Consider the following 17221-nt stretch of genomic DNA (forward strand, 5'->3'; position numbering starts at 1 on the left):
CGGCAGCGATCCTCTGGCTCCGCGAACCACCATGGTGATCACTTGTCGGACGGGTCTGGGCGCACGGCTGCGACTGCGCGTACTTCGGCGAGCGCTTGCCGTGTGAGCGGGCCGAAGTCCTCGGTGTTGTGGGTGTCGAGCCACTGATCGTAGGCGATCTCCCAGACGAGCGTGCCCAGTTGCGCGGTCACGCGCGCGGTCAGGATCGGCACTCCGCGGCGGTTGAGGGCCTCGATCATCGAGGTGGTGAGGTCGATCCTTTTCAGGGCTTCGCGTTCACGCAGTTCCGGGTTGGCGTTCAGCACGGCCTGGCGCCGGCGGCTGAAGTCGCGGCGGTCGACGGTGAAGAACGTCCGGCCGAGCGCGTCGAGGGCGTGCGCCACCGCGTCGAGCGGCCCGGCCGCCGGCGGCGCCGAGTCGATCCCTTCGACGAGCAGACCGGTCACCGTGCCCCCGCCGAACAGCACCTCGCGCTTGTCCGGGAAGTACCGGAAGAACGTGCTCTTGGTGAGCCCCGCGCGTTCCGCGATCTCGATCACGGTCGTGTTCTCGTAGCCGTGCTCCTCGAAGAGGTCGAGGGCGGCGGTGGCGAGTCGTCCGGGTGCGTCGGGTTGCCAGCGAGCCATGGGAGCAGTGTACGGGACTTCGTCCCATCACTGGTGTACGGTCGATGAGACCAAGTCCCATCACCGGCCAGGAGATGTCCGATGAGTAAAGCTGTCCGTTACCGGCGGTTCGGCGGTCCCGAAGTACTCGAACTGCAGGAGATACCCGAGCCGCACGCCGCACCGGACGAGGTCCGCGTCCGGGTCACGGCCGCCGGGCTGAACCCGATGGACTGGCAGATCACCACACGGCCCGACATGGCGGCGCGGTTCGGCATCACCTTGCCGGCCGGGTTCGGCAGCGACTTCGCCGGAGTGGTGGACCAGGTGGGCGCCCAAGCCACCGGATTCGCGACCGGCGACCGGGTGTACGGGGCTGCGATCGGCCGGTCCGTCGCCGATTTCGTGCTGGTCGAGACACCCGCGGCACACCTGTGGCACACCCCGGAGGGCGTCGGCGACAAGGTGGCGGCCACGCTTCCGGTGTCCGGCCTGACAGCCTCCGCCGCGCTCGCCGCCATCGGACTGCGCACCGGGGACACCGTCCTGATCGGAGGAGCGGCGGGTGGCGTGGGCATCTTCGCCGTGCAGCTGGCGAAGCTTGCGGGTGCCCGGGTGCTCGGCACCGCCTCCGAGGGCACGTTCGGATTCCTGCGCGGGCTCGGCGCCGAACCCGTGGCGTACGGCCCCGGCCTGGCGGAGCGGGTGCGGACCCTGGCGCCCGAGGGGATCACCGCCGCAACCGACCTGTTCGGAAGGGAGGCCGCCGAGGCCGCGCTGACGCTCGGCGTCGTGCCCGAGCGGATCTCCGTCGTGGCCGACGGCCCCGCCCCGCCGCCCGGTGTGCGCAAGGCGGGCGCCCTCGATGCCGGTCCGGGCGCCCTGGAACGGATCGCCGATGCGATCCGTTCCGGCGCGATCGCGGTCCCGATCGCGGCGACCTTCCCGGTAGAGCGGATCCGCGAAGCCGTGACGACGCAGGCCGAGAGGCATGTTCACGGCAAAATCGTGATCGCACTGTGAACCGGCCCACTCGTTCCGCTACGTGCTCCCCCTGACGCAGTCGCGCCACCCGGGGCGACGGGTCGGACGGCCCCTCACACCACCACAGTCAAAGGTTCTCTGATTCGGCACTACTGCACGTGAATTCGAGATGTCGGTCTGCCCTGGGCGGGCTGGTTGCCCATGTCGGGTGGTGTCAGGGGTCGACCACCGGGCGTCCCTTGACCAGACTGAGCCGGGTGACGACACGACCATCTCCTCAGGAAGACCTCCGTGCTGTTCTCTTCGACTCGGGCGGCGTGCTGATGCAGCCGATCGGCGGCCGGTGGAACCCACGAGCAGACTTCGAGCAGACCGTTCTCGCCCACGTGCCTTCGATGACGTCGGAACAGTTCGCGGCAGCCATCGCCGCAGGCGACCGCTTTCTCGCCGCCGCGTCGCCCGAGCCTGAGCCCGACGACTACCACCGGCTGATGCTGCGTGACGTGGGGGTGGACCCGACCTCGGAACTCCTCGCCGATTTGCGCCGCGAGGTCCCGCCGACCACGATCCTGGAGACCTACCCGGAGGTCGTGGGCGCTCTGGAGGAGCTCAGTCGGCGGGGCGTGCGGATGGCGGTGGTGTCGGATGCCTGGCCCGATCTGCCCGACCTTCACGCGGGACTGGGGATCGCGCGGTTCTTTGAGGCGTATGCGATCTCTGCGGTGCTCGGCTGCAACAAGCCGGACCCGCGCATGTACCACCATGCCAGCGACGCGCTGGAGCTCGCGCCGGCGCAGTGCCTGTTCGTCGACGACGATCCGGCTCTGGTCGCCGCCGCGATCGGACTCGGTTACGCGGGGCGCGCGGTGTGCCGGGGATCGGTCACCGCAGAGGTGCCTTCCATCGCGTCTCTATCGGAATTGCTGGACCTCTTCTGACACGGTCGGGACATGGTCTCCTGGCGGCCTGCGAGCGGCAGGGGCGATGGTGCGGCGCGGGCTGGCGGTCAACTACCGGGGGTCAGGCCGGTGGCGGCGAGGCAGCCGTCGACCACGTCGGGGCGGTACTGGATCTGCTTGAGCCTGCGCTTCACGGCCCGGGGTGATCCGGCCGAGGTCGGCGGCGGGCGGCGAGGTTGCCGATGTCGCGCTTGAGCACGGACCAGATGCCCTCCTGCGGGTTGAGGTCCGGTGCGTAGGTGGGCAGCTGGAACACGGGAGCCACTCGGCGTTCGCGTCGACGAACTCGCGCATCCCGGCGGTCGGGTGGAAGCGGACGTTGTCCCAGACCAGCACGGTCGGGCCGCCCAGCCGGGTGCGGGCACGGATGATCAGGTCACGGAAGTCCCCCAGCCGAAGCCCTTCGGCTCGTCCTCGTGGCCTCGATGTCTGCTCGCTCGGATCGTCGAGCCTCCGGCATGGTCTGCGAGGCTGCGGGAGACGGTGGCCGCAGTCGTCGGTGGGCGGGACTCCGCGGTGAGGGACGTCCTGCGGGTATCCGGCGTGGCCGACCGGGCGCTGGCCGGCGTCTTCGGCGAATCGATGCGGCTGCTCCAGGACAACCTTGCTGCCTCCGTCGTCGACACGCAGCTGTGGTTCCTGGATCCTGCCTGCCCTGACCGCCTCCCTCGGTACCTGGTACTTACAGGACAACGTCATCGGATCCCTGTCCGGGATCTTCGGGCCCCTCACCCCCGCAGGCCCGCCGGCGCCGTGACACGCGCAGCGGCCGTCCGGGTGGGTGCCGCAGGGCCACCCTCACCACGGCGTCCGCCCCTATGTTGGTCGGCATGCACACGAAACGCCTGAGTGAGTTCCTGCGGGCCCGGCGCGCAGTGGTGCTCCCCGAGGACCACGGGATGCCTGCGGGGGCGCGCCGTACTCCCGGTCTGCGGCGCGAGGAGATGGCTGTCCTCGCCGGGGTGAGCACCGACTACTACGTGCGGCTGGAGCAGGGGCGCGAGCGCAACCCGTCGCCCCAGGTCCTGCGCGCCCTGGCGTCCGCCCTGCTGCTGGAAGACGAGGAAGCCGCCTATCTGCGCGCGCTGGTCGATCCGCCGCAACCCGGGCGCCCCAGACCGGCCCGGGAGTACGCAGGCCCGCAACTGGTGTCCTTGCTGGACACCTGGGCGGACACCCCGGCCCTGGTCTACGGCCGCTACCTCGACCTGCTGGCCGTCAACTCCCTGGGCGAGGCGCTGTTCTCCTGGCTCGGCAACGAGACCAGCCTGATCTCAGCAATGTTCCTCAACCCGGCCGCCCGGGACTTCTACCGTGACTGGGCCGTCGTCACGCAGGGGTGCGTGGCCGCACTGCGGGCCGCGAATCCCGACCCGGATGACCGGCGGCTGCAGGAACTGGTGGGCGAACTATCGGTGCACAGCCCCGACTTCGCCCGCATGTGGGCACGCCATGAGGTCCGGGCCAAGACGGGCTCGAGCAAGCGCTTGCGCCACCCGCTGGTCGGCGAGCTCACCCTGGGCTTCGAGACCTTCTCCGTCAACAGCGCACCCGGCCAGCACCTGGTCGTCTACCGCGCCGAACCCGGCAGCGCCGGCGCACAGTCTCTGGCCTTGCTGGGCAGCTACGCCCTCGCCGATCTCCAAGACATTCAAGACGAAGGACACATCCCGCATGACCTCCCCTGATTCCCCCGTGTGGTTCATCACCGGCTGCTCCTCCGGCCTGGGCCGGGCACTGGCCCAAGCGGTGCTGGAACGCGGATGGCGGGCGGTGGTCACCGCCCGCGACCCGGGCAAGATCGCCGACGTGGTCGCCGGACACGAGGAACGTGCCACCGCCCTGGCGCTGGACGTCACCGACTCCGAACAGATCACCAAGGCGGTCGCCCAGGCCCAGGCCGCCTTCGGGCGGATCGACGTCCTGGTCAACAACGCCGGCTACGGCTACCTCGCCGCAGTCGAGGAAGGCGAGGAGGACGAAGTCCGCGCCCTGTTCGACACCAACGTCTTCAGCCTGGTCCATACCACTCAGGCCGTCCTGCCGGGCATGCGCGCCCGTCGCGCCGGCCACATCGTCAACGTGTCCTCGCTCGGCGGCCTGGTCGGCTTCGGCGCCACCGGCTACTACCACGCCACCAAGTTCGCCGTGGAAGGCCTCTCCGAGTCACTCGCCGCCGAAGTCGCCCCGCTCGGCATCAACGTGACGATCGTCGAACCTGCCGCGTTCCGCACCAACTGGTCCGGACCCTCCATGCGCCAGTCCGCCACCGTCATCGACGACTACGCCTCCACCGCGGGCGCACGCCGCGCCGCCACCCTGGCCACCTACGGCCACCAGCCCGGGGATCCGGCACGCGCCGCCCAGGCCGTCATCGGCGCCGTCACCGCCGACGAGCCCCCGCTGCGCCTGCTGCTGGGCAAGGCCGCGTACGACATCGCCACCGCCAAGCTGGACTCGCTCAGGACCGCCTTCGACGGCTGGCGGGAGGTGACTCTCGGCGCCGACTTCCCCCGGAGCTGACGGCGAGCTGACGGCGCGCATCGCCGATCGCGGGGGCGGGCTCCGCTCGCCCGCCCACCCGCGTCCGCCGAACTCGCAGTCACAGGCTCAGCAGCACGTCCCGAACCGCGGCGGGCCAGGGCAGCCGGGGCAGCACGGCAGAACCCCGGCCGCCCACACCGCACACGACGGCGCCCGCCGCCCGGCCGGACCACCGGGCCCGCAGGCGTGTGGCGGCGCCCTTGACCCACTGCATCGGTGTGGTCGTCCGAGCGGCGGATCGTGGAGCGCACCACGCCGTGCAGGTGATAGGGCCCCACGGCGAGCCGGTCCTCGCGGACGAAGGGCCACTCGATCAGGCGCAGGGCCGCGGCCTGGGTGTGTCATGCCGGCAGCCTCGGTGGCGAGCGGGAGGTCGAAGGCGTCCAGCAGCGACACGGCGCGCAGCACGTGCCGCTCGTCGGGGGTGAGGTCTTGGAGGGCCCGTTTCCGCAGGCCGGCGGCCCTGGACAAGGGGCCGCAGCCGTGGCGACAACCCTTCGACCGCTGCTCCTGGAAGCCCAAGGCGCAAGCAGCGTGCGACGGGTCCCGACCGAAGGAATGTCACGGTGGCGCTCGCCCTGTTCCAGCGCGCCACCGGCCGTGAGCTCTGGCATCCGGCCCTGCCCGGCCAGGCCTGCGACAAGGCGACCCGCGATGCGCTGCTCGACCTCGAGGACGCGGGCACGGCGCGCCCGGACGGCTGGGCGAGGGGCCGCAAGCTCTGGTGCCTCACCCGGGCCGGCCGCGAGGAGGCCGCCGGCTTCCTGCCGGGGGGCACGAAGCTGTCCACCGTCCGGGAGGGGGAGAGCGCCGGCTACGACGAGCATGCCCTGGACGTCGTTACCTTGGCCGGACACCTCACCCGGCTGGCCGCGGCTCCTCGCTCACCCTCACACCGAGGTCCGCCACCCGGTGCCCGGCCGCACGCCGACCTCGTGTGGCGTGTTCCCGGCGCGAGCGTGCCGGTGCTCCTGGTCGAGGTCGACCGTGACACGAGACGGTGGGCCACCTCGCCCAGCGCACCAGCGCCTCGCCGCGTCCGGCCCACCAGGTCCGGGCACCGAGTCCGGCAGCTCGGGCCAGTGCATGACCTCGGGGCCACCCTGCTCCTCGACCGTGATCGCGTGCGTGAGCTGACCGCTTTCCTGCGCGGGCTGGTCCGGGAGGGCACGAGCCGCACGGTAGGCAGCCGAAAATGGACCCCCAAGGCCGGAATCTCTGCGGGGGGAGGTGGCCCTGGGGTCGGCCGGAGCGCCGTCGGCCGGTGACGCTACGGCGGCGGTCCCTCGGAGGCCGCCGCCGTTTGCTCCGGGTCGCGGCCGAAGGCCACGCCGACTGGGATTCAGCGCCCGATGAAGTTCTTGGCCACCAGGAGGTCCAACACGTTGGTGTGGAAGTCGGGGAAGTCCATCGGGACGATCCCGAAGTGGACGGCCTCGTTCCTGCGGGCGTACAGGTAGTCGAACACCGGCGGCATGATCGAGTCCGCGTTCAGCTTGGGCCACTTCCCGCCCGCGTAGCTGGTGAAGTTGATGTACATCTTCGGCGAGTTCTGGTTCCGCCACGCCTCGTCGAACTGGTTGACGATGGCCCGGGCCTTGCCGTCGGTGCCGACGTCCTGGTACTGGTCCTGGATGTTCATCAGGTCGGAGTTGCCCCAGTGCATCACGTCCCACGAGGAGTCGGAGCTGGTGTCGAAGTCGGCGAGCAGCACGATCTTGCCGCGGGCCTGCCCGAGGGTGGGCCACCGGGGCGCGGTCCAGAACAGGTTGCGGTAGCCGAAGCCGTCCAGGTGGTACTGCATGCGGCGCAGGAACTCCACCCCGTTGATCGGGTTGCTGCCCGCGTTCTCGTTCTTGATCCGCATGACCAGTGCCTCGCGCGGCGACTGCTTGAAGAAGGCCCGGCACTCGTCCAGCACGGTACGCAGCGTGCTGCCCTGGGGGAACCGGTCGTGGAAGACGCCGAGCCAGTTCTTGGTCTCGCGGTCGTTCAGGGGGAACCGCTGCAAGCGGATGTCGAGGAAGCGGATGCCCCGCTGGAGCTGCTGCGTAACGCCCCAGTTCTGGGTGTGCGACCACTCGGTGCCGTTCGTCGGGTCGACGCAGCCGGAGTCGTGGGTGCCCGGGATGGTCAGCTGGGTCAGCGAGAGGCTGTCGGGCAGCCCGGCCATCCAGGCGCCGCTGTTCCACGAGGCGGCCGCGGCCGGCGTGGCCGCGATGGTGAGGCCGAGGGCGGCGGTCAATGCCCCGCCACCGACTGCACCGCCCAACCTCAGGATGTCGCGGCGGTTCGGGTTGACGGTCATGGGCTGCTCCGCGGTCTCGGTCGGTCCGGATCCCTGCATGGCTGTCTACGGAGGCCGCGCGGAGTCCGGTTCATCGCCATCGGCTGCGCGGGCTCGGTCGGGAGTGGACGAGCGTCATGGCAGGTGGCCGAAATTGCACTACAAGGACAGAAGTCTCGCGGGGGCGGTGAGTGGCCGGCGCCAACTAGCCAGCCGCAGCCCGCCCGAGGGATCGCCGTGCAACCGGCCAAGTGGGAGACACCGGCTGGGGTGGCGGGTTCCCCGGCGTGTCAGTTGGCGTTGTGGCGGCGGTGAGGTTGCCGGAGAAGTCAGTCGTCGAGTGCGATCGCGTTCTTGGCTTGCTCGACGGAGGCTTCCGCGGCCGGTCCGCTGGGATTCTCGGTGGCGAGTGACTGGTTGAGTTCGACGAACGGACGCATGCGCTTCTCGTAGTGGGCGAATGCCGCGCGGTGGTCGGCGCCGGTCCGTCGCAGGGCGTCGGCCAGTACGTAGGCCCCAACCAGGGCGAGGCTGGTCCCCTGGCCGGACAGCGGGGAGGCGCAGTAGCCCGCGTCGCCGAGCAGGACGGTCCTGCCCTTGGACCAGGGGTCCACGTGGACCTGTGTCATCGCGTCGAAGTAGAAGTCGGGTGCCTCCCATAGGGCCTTCAGCAGCCTCGGGGTCTCCCAGCGCAGCATCGCCATCCGGTCGGCGACGAATCGCTTGTGCTGTTCGGTGTCACGGGGGCCGGCGGAAAGCGGTTCGGCTGCGAAGCCGAACGTGATCCTCAGCTGGGTGTTGTCGCGCACCGGGTAGATGCCGTAGCCGGTCTCGCCGTCCCTGAGCCAGAGCTGCCAGTCGTCCAGGGCGAGGAAGTTGTCCGCGCTGAAGATCGCCAGATGCATGCCCAGGTGGCGGGTGAACTGCTCCTCGGGCCCGAAGCCCAGCCGTCGCACGGCCGAGTGCAGGCCGTCGGCTCCCACGACCAGGTCGAAGCTCCGGGGGCGGCCGTGCTCGAAGGCGACCCGTACCCCGTCCTCGTCCTGGTCGAGCGCGGTGATGCGGTCTCCGAACACGAACTCGACGTCGGCGCCGGCGTGTTCGTGCAGGATGCGGACCAGGTCCTCACGCAGCAGCTCGACGTCGTCGTTGGCGAGCCTGCCGCTGCTGAAGGTCGTCTCGGTGGAGCGATGGATCTCCCTGCCGTCGCCGTCCAGCACCGACATGCCGCGCATCCGGGTGCGGTGGGCTCGGGCTTGGTCCAGCAGTCCCATCCGCTCGACGACGTCGAGCGCGACGCCACGGATGTCCACTGCCTGGCCGCCAGGCCGCAGGCCAGGTGCGTGTTCCACGACCGTCACGGCGACGCCGTCGCGGTGCAGCAAACGGGCGAGCGCCGCCCCGGCGACACCGGCGCCGGAGATCAGAACAGTCTTCATGCAAGCTCCTTCATACGCTGTACGCGCCCTGAATGTACGCCGTACGCGCAGTGCTGCCAACTGCCATTCTCGCCGCTCTGATCTAGGTCAGCAGGGTCATTTCAGCCTCCCGTGCTGGTAGCGTCTGATCTAGTACAGATCCGATGGTGCGAAAGAAATTTCTCAGGGAGCCGACAGCATGGCCTCGCAGCCCGACCCGCCTTTTCGGCGCATCGCCGACGAGATCGCCCGACGCATCGCCGAGGGGGCGCTCGCCCCGGGCGAGCGCGTTCCGTCGACACGCCAGATCGCCCGGGAGTGGGGAGTCGCGCTCGCCACGGCCACGAAGGCCCTCACCACGCTCCGCCTGGAAGGACTGGTCGAGGCCCGTCCCCGGATCGGTACCGTGGTGGCGGCCAGAGGCAGCGCGGCGGTGGTGGAGCACCATGCCCCGTCCACGCGTCGGCCTCCGGCCATGGCCCTCTCCGATCACGAACTGAGCCGCGACCGGATCGTCCACGCCGCGATGGACATCGCAGACGCCGAAGGGCTGAGCGCGGTGTCGATGCGCAGCGTTGCCGCCAGGCTCGGTGTCGCCGCCATGTCCCCCTATCGGTACGTCAACAGCAAGGACGACATGGTCCTCCTGATGGCGGACGCGGCGTTCGGCGAGGAAACCTACCCGGTCGAGCCACCGGAGGGGTGGCGGGCCCGCCTGGAACTCGGTGCACGCACCTTGTGGAGGATCCACCGCAGGCATCCCTGGCTCGCACAGGTCGGCTCCCTGACCCGCCCCCTGCTGCTCCCGGCCCTGATGGTCCACGCGGAATGGGCGCTTGCCGCCATCGACGGCCACGGCCTCGATCCGGAGACCATGCTCGACCTGCACGTCCTGCTCTACAGCTACATCCACGGGATCGCCGTACACCTGGAACGGGAAGCCCAGGCAGAGGCCACCACCGGCCTGTCCGAAGACCAGTGGATGGACCACCAGGCCCCCGCCTTCGCGGCAATCACTGCGGCGACCCGGTACCCCGTATTCACCAGGATCGCCAGCAGCTTCAAGAACGGCTACGACCTCGACCTGGACACGCTGTTCGAGTTCGGCCTCAAGCCGCTCCTCGACGGCATCGCCCTCATCATCGAGGCTGCGTAGCGGCGACTCTTCAGCCAAGGAATGACGGGCTGATGCGCGTCATCCTCTCCCGATCGCCAGCGTTCAGGCGTGAAGCCCCCGCCGCTTTGCTGGCCCAGGCCCTGGGAGTGCCTCGGATCTCCTCCGGCGATCTCATCCGTACCCGCCTCCCGGGGCACCGAGCTGGGGATCCGAGCCGCCGAGATCATGAACTCCGGCAGCCTGCTCCCTGACGAAATCATCACTGCGGTCGTCCGCGACCGCCTGCACGGGGCGGTCCAGCCGGACTTCCTCCTCGTTGGAGATCCGACCAGCGCCGCCCAGGCGCTCGCTTTGGACCAGTTGCTCCGCGAGCTCGGCAAACCCCTCGACGGCGTGCGCCACCTGCGCCTTTCCGAGGCGGAGGTGGCGCACCACACCCGCCGGCCGGCGGCTACGCCAGGCAGGATCTCCTCGTCACGGTTGACGCTGCCGGCACGTCCGACGAGATAACCGGGCGCGCACTCGTCATAGAGCCTGACCAGAGAGGATTCGCCGTCCACGGGACGGGCGCGGCCGGCGTGGCGGTTGCTCTCCGGGGCGACCGAGGGTCACAGCACCGAGGACGGCCACGAGATCATCCGCGCTCGCCCAGCCGGCCGTCGTCGTCGGGTTGCAGGGCGGGCAGGTGCGCCGAACCGGTTCGCGAACCGGTTTGCCTGCGGGCGGTGAATGAGCGGTCCGCCGGGGTAGCCTGCGGTCGCTTCGGGGTGCCACGCCGGCGTGACCGCCCGTGGGCCGCAGGGGTCAGAGCGGGGCGGCGGAGCCGTCGAGGTGGCGGTCGGAGGTGCCGGGTGCCGGAGCCGCCGTGATGCCGGAGTCGGCGGTGAGATGGGCGAGGTCGTCGACGACGTCGGTGAGCGAGTGGCCGCGGGCGAACACCGCCCGTTGCCGGTCGGCGCCGGTGCCGCAGGTCAGCCGACGGTGGAGGAGGCGGCGTGCGAGGTCGATGTCACCGGTCTCCGCCAGAGCGGGCGTGGCGAGTTCGAGCAGGTGGGTGGTGAGCTGGGCGATCGGCAGCCTGCGTTCGGTGAAGGGGTGCGTGCCGACGCTCGCGAGGCCGCCCAGTGCGGCTTGCCGATGGGCTTCGCGCAGGACCGTAGAGGCCATGGGTGGTGGGGGGACGCCGCTGCGGTGGGCGGCGAGGAAAGTGTGGGCGAGCCCGCGCAACAGGACGGCCAGCAGGAGCGGGGTGTCGGCGTCCGCGTTGGTGTCGGCGATCCTCACCTCCAGGGTGGGCAGGTGCTCGGACGGCCGGGCGTACCAGTACAGCATCTTCCGGTCGAGGATCACCCGGTGGGCGAGCAGCCGCCGCACGGTCCGCTCGTACTCCTGCGGCTCGAGGACAGGGGCGGGGCCGCAGGTGGGCCAGGCCAGGTAGCGGCCGGCGCGGGTGCTCGCGGCGCCGCGGTCCCGGCCCTCGCAGAACGGCGAGTTGACACACAGCGCCTGCAAGGCAGGAAGCCAGGGCCGTAGGTGCGCACTGATCGCGAGAGCGTCCGCGCGGTCGAGGTCGCCGAGGTGGACGTGGCAGCCACAGATCTCGGCGCCGATCTGGTCGGCGGCCGGACCGACGTGGGCGGCTACTCGCAAGTAGCGGTCGGTGGGGATGACCGGCAGCGGATGGCGGCTGGGCAGGACGGCAGTGCCGGACGCCACCAGGAGGCACCCCGCGCTCTCGGCTGCGCCGGCCATGGCCTGGCGTGTGCAGGCCAGTTCCGCGCGCAGCTCGGCGGCCGTCGTGACGGGGCGGGTGCACGCCTCGACCTGCGTGGCCAAGAACTCGTGCTGTGCCCTGGGGCCGAGTGTCCGGGCTGCGTGCGGGACCACGAGGCTGGCCATGGGGACGGTGCGTCGAGTGGCCGGATCGACGAGCAGGAACTCCTCCTCGACGCCCAGCTTGAGACCTTCGCGTCGGCTACTCACGACGGGTTCCCGTGGCGGCGGCTGCGCGCGGGTCCGCCGCCGGGGCGGTCGGCCTTCGGCTGGTGGCCGGCCGACCGGGCGAACGGGGAAGGACCTTCGTCATGGCGCTGCACTTGGGCTCCGAGGGCTGTCGCCTTGCGTGTTTCCCCTCAGCGCGGTCGGAAACGGCGCAGCCACCGCGCGCATCCGGAGAGGCTTCGGCAACGGGCCGCTGCTGTCGCCGGCATCGGCGGGCGCCGGATGGGAAGGGGGCCGCTCGCTGTGAGGACCGCGGTGATCGGGGCAGACGCGGGCCATGGTGAGAATCGGATACACGATGATGACCGAGCAACGGGGCCCGCGTGACCTGGTCGCGGACGTCGTGCGCGCCGAGCAGGCGGGGTTCGACTTCTCGGTGATCTCGGACCACTCCTTCCCCTGGCTGGACGAGCAGGGCCACGCCCCGTACGCCTGGGCGGTGCTCGGTGCCGCCGCGCAAGCCACCTCCCGGATCCCGCTCATGACCTACGTGACCTGCCCGACTTTCCGCTACCACCCCGTGGTGGTGGCGCAGAAGGCCGCCACGGTGCAGTTGCTCTCCGAAGGCCGTTTCCGGCTCGGCCTGGGCAGCGGCGAGAACCTCAACGAGCACGTGGTCGGCCGTGGCTGGCCGGCGGTGCCGGTGCGCCAGGCGATGCTCGACGAGGCCGTGCAGATCATCCGGGCCCTGTTCGACGGCGGCTACGTCACCCGTCGCGGCCGGTACTTCGACGTCGACGGTGCCCGACTGTGGGACCTGCCCCACCGGCCGCCGCCGATCGGGATCGCGGTCTCGGGGCCGCAGTCCTGCGCACTGGCGGGCCGGCTCGCCGACCTGGTGATCGCCGTGGAGCCCGACCGGGAGCTGATCGACGGCTTCGCTGGGCACGGTGGGGCCGGGAAGCCCGCGGTGGGCCAGCTGCCGGTGTGCTGGGACACCGACCGGGACACCGCCGTCCGACGGGCCCACGCGCAGTTCCGCTGGTTCGGCGGCGGCTGGAAGGTCAACGCCGAACTGCCCGGCACGGCGGGCTTCGCCGCCGCGAGCCGCTTCGTCCGCCCCGACGACGTCGCCGAAGCCGTTCCCTGCGGCGACCGGGTCGAGGACTTCGTCGAAGCGGTCCGGCCGTTCGCCGAAGCCGGGTTCGACGAGGTCGCCCTCGTCCAGGTCGGCGGCGACACCCAGCCCGCCTTCCTCGACTGGGCCGACGACACGCTGCTGCCGGCGCTGCGCGAGGCGTTCTGAGGCCCGGTGGGTCCGGCCGCGCTGCTTCACCAGCGGCGCCGTGAGGCAGGACTGCGCGTGTCCGCGCGACCTCCTGGTTCGCGAAGGCAGGGCACAGGTCGGGAACTCCTCCTCCACGGCGCCCGCCACGACCGGAGAGGCCCGCCGCAGGCAGGACGGTGCGATCCTGCCCGGACCCCAGCAGCCGTGACCGACAGACCCGCGCGCGCCAGGGGCATCCATCGTCCGAGGCGCTCGTTGGAGTGGCCGGCCGCCCTGCTGCAGAGGAGTGTGAGGTGAGTGGCTGCCAACAGCTGACCACCTCAAGGCATTTCTCAACGCCCACGCCACCGGCGACGACGACCGCTTCTCCAGCGTCGCCCTCCGAGCGGCCGCGAAGTCCGCACGCCAGGGCCACGGCAAAATCGCCGTCGAACTACGCGAGATCATCGACGCCGCCCCGCCGAGAAGATCCCCAGGCTCGCCCCGACCCCGGTCGTCCAGACCCGCGGCGAACTCGCCAACCTCCTCACCGCCGGCCAACCCGCCACCGTCAGCCTGAACGGACTGGCGAACGCGGCCCCAAAGCCCGCGGCACGGGGGAGCCGGCGGTGGGCGGGCGGCCCGCCGCGCGCGGGCCGCTGTCGGCGGCGGTGGCGGAGCTGCGCACCGTCCAGACACACCTCCTGGCGTTGCTGGAGCAGCACGCCGACGGTGACGCTTCCTCAGATGCGGCCGACCTGCCAAGATCCGCTGGTGAAACACGTGACTTACCGTCTCCAGTCGGCACAGATACGCCGCCAGTGGATCTTCTCGGCGCTCTTCGTGGCCCAGGGTTCCTGGCTTCTGTACCGCGGTTCCATCTTCCCGATGGACGTCCGGACCGCCGTCGGCTTGGCCCTCGGCGTTCTCCTGATCGTCTTTGGACTCTGCTGGGCGAGGGGAGCCCTCAGCAGCGTGAGCTTCAACGAGCGTGAGATCTGGTGGACCGGGGTGCTGGGCTCCCGCACACGGTTCGCCTGGGCGGACATCACCAACGTCGAGGTCGGGAAGAACCGCGACCGTGCCGATTCCGGGGACGTCGTGCGGATCACCCACCGCGACCTCGGCGACTTCAAGCTGCCGGCGGTGATCGGCATGCCGCGCGCCTGGCGCGACCCGGGCTTCGAGGCCAAGGCGGCCCACATCATCGCGACCTGGCGTGATGCCGTGACGGCGACGTCCGGGCCCGCGGCGTAAGCGAGCAGGAGCGCCCCTCGGACGCGGCCGGGACCGCTGCGGCGGCCGCACGTAGACACGTACACGACTGGGCAGCACTCGAAGCTCTGCAGAAATCGAACAGTTCATGGCCTGGGGCAAGCGTGGGCCCCTGCCGAATTGGCAGGGGCCCTTGATGTAGAGGGCTGAGGAGGGCCGGGACCAGTCGTCGATGAGAGGCATCCTGGCCGCCGCCGCTTACCGTCTGCTGCTGGCCCTACGGTCCGGCCTCACCTCAGATGCCGGGCGAAGAAACGGGCCCCGGCGTCGAGCTCGAACTGCGGGACGCCGGTGTGCCCGCCGAGATTGGCGTGCAGGGTCTTCTCCTTGGAGCCGAAGGCGTCGAACAGGTCCAGGGCCGCCTGCCGGTCGTTGCCTTCGTCGTCCCATTGCAGCAGGACATGCAGCGGAATGGTGACCTGGCGGGCCTCCTCGAACATGGCGGTGGGCACGAGACTCCCGGCGAAGAGACCAGCGGCCACGATGCGCGGATCGACCGCCGCAAGCCGGATGCCGATGGAGATCACTCCTCCCTCGTACCCGACCGGGCCGACGATCTCGGGCAGCGACAGGAGGGCGTCCAGGGCGGCCTGCCATTCCGGGACCGACTTTTCGACGAGCGGGAGGATGAGGGCGTTGACGAGCTCGTCACCGACCGGCTCGCCGGCCTCCATCGCCCGGCGCAGGTCGGCGCGGGCCTGCTCGGCGGCGGCCCAACGGGGCCGTTCACCGCTCCCGGGGAGCTCGATGGTGGCCGCGGCGAAGCCGTACTCCGCCGCGTAGTACCGGGCCCGCCCTGCCAGCCGGGGGTACGTCTTGCGCAGTCCGAGGGGCGGGGGGCTGATCAGGATCAGCGGCGCCGGTGCGGCTGCGGATGCGGGCGTCCACAGGATGCCGGGGATCTCGCCGAGGGTGAATTCGCGCTCGAGGACACCGTCGTCGAGACGCTGCTCAGAAGTGAAGTGCATGGTCGTGCCTTTCGGGAGTGCTCATGAACGGCGCTCCCGGACGACCTATCGCCCGACCGTGACCCCGGAGGGGAGCACCCATGTCGATACTGCGTTCACGGGTACCACCTCCTCGTTCTCTTGCACGGCCTCCGGAAAACTAGCAGTGGTCGCCGTGGTCCGCCAAACGGGTTTCAGCAGGCTCCGCGACCGGACGTCAGGGCGTCGGAAACCTCCGCAGAGCTACTTGGGGCCGCAGCACGGCTTCCCGAGGTGAGGCTCCTGCGACGGTGGGGCGCGGAGGGAGCTGTCGTTCATCATTCCGCGAGGACGACTTCGTCTGTGTCTTCTGCGGTAGCGATCTGCCCGCGAAGTGGAACGTGGATCCCACCGTGTGACGGACGAGGGTCACAGCCGCTCATTGGACGACATCTCTTCCCCACGACAGCCGGGGGAAGAGGCCCTGCCCTACCGGCCGGGGCCGGTACAGCGCCGCGCCGGTGCCGCTGGCGGCTGTTCGGCAGAGGGTTCGGCCGGTGGTTGGCTGGGATCGATCTTCAGCCGCATCCGGATGTAGTCACTGTCCATGGGGCCGGGACGGCGCTCGCCGTCCGGCTGCCAGCCATACCGGGCGTAGAAGCGCTGCGCACGGGTGTTGGACGCCCAGCACTCCAGCACGCCCTCGGTACACCCGGCGGCCGCCGCCCGCACGATGAACTCCCGATGAAGGGCCCCGCCCACCCCGTGGCCCCAGGCGTTCGGGAGCACCCCGACCTGGTACAGCTCGTAGTGCGTCGCGACGTCGAGGTCCTCATGGTGCGGCGGGCCGGCGGTCAGCAGGCCGACGACGCCCCCGCCCGGGTCCTCCGCGCACAGCGTGGTCCGCGTCGGCATGGCGAGCGCGCGCGCCCAGGCGTCACGCCGCTGCGCCCAGGTGGCCGGGTCGGTGAGCTCTTGCTCGGGCATGCCGCCCGCGATGTAGTACGCGGCACGGGAACGGGTGTGCACATCCGTCAGGATGTCGAGATCCTGGATGGTTGCCTCACGGAGGCGGAATCCCTGGTCCATGCCCTTCTGGACGCCCGCACCGTCCCCGCTGGTTCTCCGCGTCGAGCCGACACGGCCCGCCGCCACCGAGCGAGGCGGGCACCGGCCAGCCCCGGATGGCGGGGTTCTCACCACCTCGCCTTACCTTCCTGGGGCCCCTGGCTGGTGGTGGGTGGGTTGGGCTGGGGGCTGGTTGGTGTGGGTGGGCGCTGCGCTGGGCTGTTGTTCTTCGCGTCCGGCTGGTGCCGGCCGCTCGGTGGGGCGGGGTGGGTCGGGGCGCCGGTGGTGACTGGTTGGTCGATCGTTCGCGCGCTGTGTCTGAACTCTCGGACTCTGCGGGTCGGTAGCGGTGCAAGCTGGCCGGGATTGGACTATGCCTCCTAAGCGAAGCCTCCGAGGATGGCCGGAAGTCTTCGATCGGGGGGAACTGATGCGGCGTCCGACAACTGCTGTGGCCGCGGCCGGCCTGTTGCTGGCTCTGACGGCCTGCCAGTCGGGGGCGGCGTCCGGCAAGGTCCAGGGCACCGACGCCGAGTTGGCCTGTGCGGCCGTGAGCCGGCTGCCGGAACGGATGCCGGGCACCGACGGCGGGCAGTCCTTCGACATCGTGGTGGCGCGCCTCGTCGGCGCCGAGGAACTGGCCAGGGCGGCTGCCCTGGCGGACGCCAAGTTCCAGCCGCTCGCCGACGCCCTCAGGGAGGCGCAGCAGCGGCTCAGCGTGACCTCCGACCCCCAGCAGGCCGAACCCGCAGTCAAGAAAGCCCGGACGTACTGCTGAGCTTGTCGTTCAACGTCCGGCTTCGAACAGGTACGCCCCGCAGTGGCAGGCT

The 17221-nt window shown here is 70.7% G+C and carries 16 protein-coding genes and 1 pseudogene; 10 read left to right on the forward strand and 7 right to left on the reverse strand.

Annotation, left to right across the window (positions count from 1 at the left end; genetic code table 11):
* Nucleotides 1–38: 38 nt before the first annotated feature.
* The gene (locus IF30_RS0120510; protein ID WP_030240434.1) at nt 39–626 is read right to left on the reverse strand and encodes a TetR/AcrR family transcriptional regulator; all 588 of its coding nucleotides are present in this window, start codon (nt 624–626) and stop codon (nt 39–41) included.
* 81 nt (nt 627–707) lie between these two features.
* Between IF30_RS0120510 and IF30_RS0120515 the strand changes: the two genes are divergently transcribed.
* Together IF30_RS0120515 and IF30_RS0120520 are read left to right on the forward strand one after the other, a co-directional pair.
* A complete protein-coding gene (locus tag IF30_RS0120515; RefSeq protein WP_030240438.1) occupies nt 708–1628 on the forward strand; it encodes an NADP-dependent oxidoreductase in 921 nt (306 codons plus the stop codon).
* A gap of 218 nt (nt 1629–1846) precedes the next feature.
* A complete protein-coding gene (locus IF30_RS0120520) occupies nt 1847–2527 on the forward strand; it encodes an HAD family hydrolase (RefSeq protein WP_030240440.1) in 681 nt (226 codons plus the stop codon).
* 68 nt (nt 2528–2595) lie between these two features.
* On the opposite strand, the pseudogene IF30_RS50815 reads toward IF30_RS0120520, so the two are convergent.
* Nucleotides 2596–2976 (reverse strand): annotated as a pseudogene (locus IF30_RS50815) (transposase); the annotation flags it as partial.
* 402 nt (nt 2977–3378) lie between these two features.
* Between IF30_RS50815 and IF30_RS0120535 the strand changes: the two are divergent.
* From IF30_RS0120535 to IF30_RS0120550, 3 genes are all read left to right on the forward strand, one after another.
* Nucleotides 3379–4236 (forward strand): helix-turn-helix domain-containing protein, encoded by an 858-nt coding sequence (locus IF30_RS0120535; RefSeq protein ID WP_051710714.1) that lies wholly within the window; start codon nt 3379–3381, stop codon nt 4234–4236.
* A complete protein-coding gene (locus IF30_RS0120540; protein WP_030240445.1) occupies nt 4223–5071 on the forward strand; it encodes an oxidoreductase in 849 nt (282 codons plus the stop codon). The genes IF30_RS0120535 and IF30_RS0120540 overlap by 14 nt, the downstream gene beginning before the upstream one ends.
* 587 nt (nt 5072–5658) lie before the next feature.
* The gene (locus IF30_RS0120550; RefSeq protein WP_030240448.1) at nt 5659–6360 is read left to right on the forward strand and encodes a hypothetical protein; all 702 of its coding nucleotides are present in this window, start codon (nt 5659–5661) and stop codon (nt 6358–6360) included.
* Between the two features lie 74 nt (nt 6361–6434).
* On the opposite strand, the gene IF30_RS0120555 is transcribed toward IF30_RS0120550, so the two are convergent.
* A complete protein-coding gene (locus IF30_RS0120555) occupies nt 6435–7400 on the reverse strand; it encodes a phosphatidylinositol-specific phospholipase C (RefSeq protein ID WP_030240452.1) in 966 nt (321 codons plus the stop codon).
* A 308-nt stretch (nt 7401–7708) separates the two neighbouring features.
* Nucleotides 7709–8818, reverse strand: coding sequence for an FAD-dependent monooxygenase (locus IF30_RS0120560; protein WP_030240453.1), 1110 nt, complete (start codon nt 8816–8818; stop codon nt 7709–7711).
* A gap of 178 nt (nt 8819–8996) precedes the next feature.
* Between IF30_RS0120560 and IF30_RS0120565 the strand changes: the two genes are divergently transcribed.
* Nucleotides 8997–9953 carry a TetR/AcrR family transcriptional regulator C-terminal domain-containing protein gene (locus tag IF30_RS0120565; protein WP_030240455.1) on the forward strand — a complete coding sequence of 319 codons (957 nt, stop codon included), beginning with the start codon at nt 8997–8999 and terminating at the stop codon, nt 9951–9953.
* Nucleotides 9954–10139: 186 nt separating this feature from the next.
* A complete protein-coding gene (locus tag IF30_RS50820) occupies nt 10140–10424 on the forward strand; it encodes a nucleoside monophosphate kinase (RefSeq protein ID WP_078891547.1) in 285 nt (94 codons plus the stop codon).
* A gap of 294 nt (nt 10425–10718) precedes the next feature.
* On the opposite strand, the gene IF30_RS0120575 is transcribed toward IF30_RS50820, so the two are convergent.
* The gene (locus IF30_RS0120575) at nt 10719–11897 is read right to left on the reverse strand and encodes a carboxylate-amine ligase (protein WP_051710692.1); all 1179 of its coding nucleotides are present in this window, start codon (nt 11895–11897) and stop codon (nt 10719–10721) included.
* Nucleotides 11898–12192: 295 nt separating this feature from the next.
* Here IF30_RS0120575 and IF30_RS0120580 point away from each other — a divergent pair, with 295 nt between their 5' ends.
* Nucleotides 12193–13161 carry an LLM class F420-dependent oxidoreductase gene (locus IF30_RS0120580; protein ID WP_030240462.1) on the forward strand — a complete coding sequence of 323 codons (969 nt, stop codon included), beginning with the start codon at nt 12193–12195 and terminating at the stop codon, nt 13159–13161.
* A 735-nt stretch (nt 13162–13896) separates the two neighbouring features.
* Nucleotides 13897–14379 (forward strand): hypothetical protein, encoded by a 483-nt coding sequence (locus IF30_RS0120590; RefSeq protein ID WP_158835292.1) that lies wholly within the window; start codon nt 13897–13899, stop codon nt 14377–14379.
* Nucleotides 14380–14627: 248 nt separating this feature from the next.
* Here the strand turns inward: IF30_RS0120590 and IF30_RS0120595 are convergent, their stop codons facing one another.
* Nucleotides 14628–15365 (reverse strand): hypothetical protein, encoded by a 738-nt coding sequence (locus IF30_RS0120595; protein WP_030240470.1) that lies wholly within the window; start codon nt 15363–15365, stop codon nt 14628–14630.
* A gap of 447 nt (nt 15366–15812) precedes the next feature.
* Nucleotides 15813–16412, reverse strand: coding sequence for a GNAT family N-acetyltransferase (locus IF30_RS0120600; protein WP_063752712.1), 600 nt, complete (start codon nt 16410–16412; stop codon nt 15813–15815).
* Nucleotides 16413–16821: 409 nt separating this feature from the next.
* On the opposite strand from IF30_RS0120600, the gene IF30_RS0120605 reads away from it, so the two are divergent.
* A complete protein-coding gene (locus IF30_RS0120605; protein ID WP_158835295.1) occupies nt 16822–17169 on the forward strand; it encodes a hypothetical protein in 348 nt (115 codons plus the stop codon).
* Nucleotides 17170–17221: the final 52 nt, after the last annotated feature.

Origin of the sequence: Streptomyces sp. NRRL S-350 (assembly GCF_000719705.1) — a bacterium.
Classification (GTDB): domain Bacteria; phylum Actinomycetota; class Actinomycetes; order Streptomycetales; family Streptomycetaceae; genus Kitasatospora.

Coding starts and splice junctions, on each gene's coding strand:
- IF30_RS0120555 (WP_030240452.1), bottom strand. CDS start 7,400: ATGACCGTCAACCCGAACCGCCGCGACATCCTGAGGTTGGGCGGTGCA.
- IF30_RS0120565 (WP_030240455.1), top strand. CDS start 8,997: ATGGCCTCGCAGCCCGACCCGCCTTTTCGGCGCATCGCCGACGAGATC.
- IF30_RS0120560 (WP_030240453.1), bottom strand. CDS start 8,818: ATGAAGACTGTTCTGATCTCCGGCGCCGGTGTCGCCGGGGCGGCGCTC.
- IF30_RS0120605 (WP_158835295.1), top strand. CDS start 16,822: ATGCGGCGTCCGACAACTGCTGTGGCCGCGGCCGGCCTGTTGCTGGCT.
- IF30_RS0120580 (WP_030240462.1), top strand. CDS start 12,193: ATGGTGAGAATCGGATACACGATGATGACCGAGCAACGGGGCCCGCGT.
- IF30_RS0120510 (WP_030240434.1), bottom strand. CDS start 626: ATGGCTCGCTGGCAACCCGACGCACCCGGACGACTCGCCACCGCCGCC.
- IF30_RS0120515 (WP_030240438.1), top strand. CDS start 708: ATGAGTAAAGCTGTCCGTTACCGGCGGTTCGGCGGTCCCGAAGTACTC.
- IF30_RS0120600 (WP_063752712.1), bottom strand. CDS start 16,412: ATGGACCAGGGATTCCGCCTCCGTGAGGCAACCATCCAGGATCTCGAC.
- IF30_RS0120535 (WP_051710714.1), top strand. CDS start 3,379: ATGCACACGAAACGCCTGAGTGAGTTCCTGCGGGCCCGGCGCGCAGTG.
- IF30_RS0120540 (WP_030240445.1), top strand. CDS start 4,223: ATGACCTCCCCTGATTCCCCCGTGTGGTTCATCACCGGCTGCTCCTCC.
- IF30_RS0120595 (WP_030240470.1), bottom strand. CDS start 15,365: ATGCACTTCACTTCTGAGCAGCGTCTCGACGACGGTGTCCTCGAGCGC.
- IF30_RS50820 (WP_078891547.1), top strand. CDS start 10,140: ATGAACTCCGGCAGCCTGCTCCCTGACGAAATCATCACTGCGGTCGTC.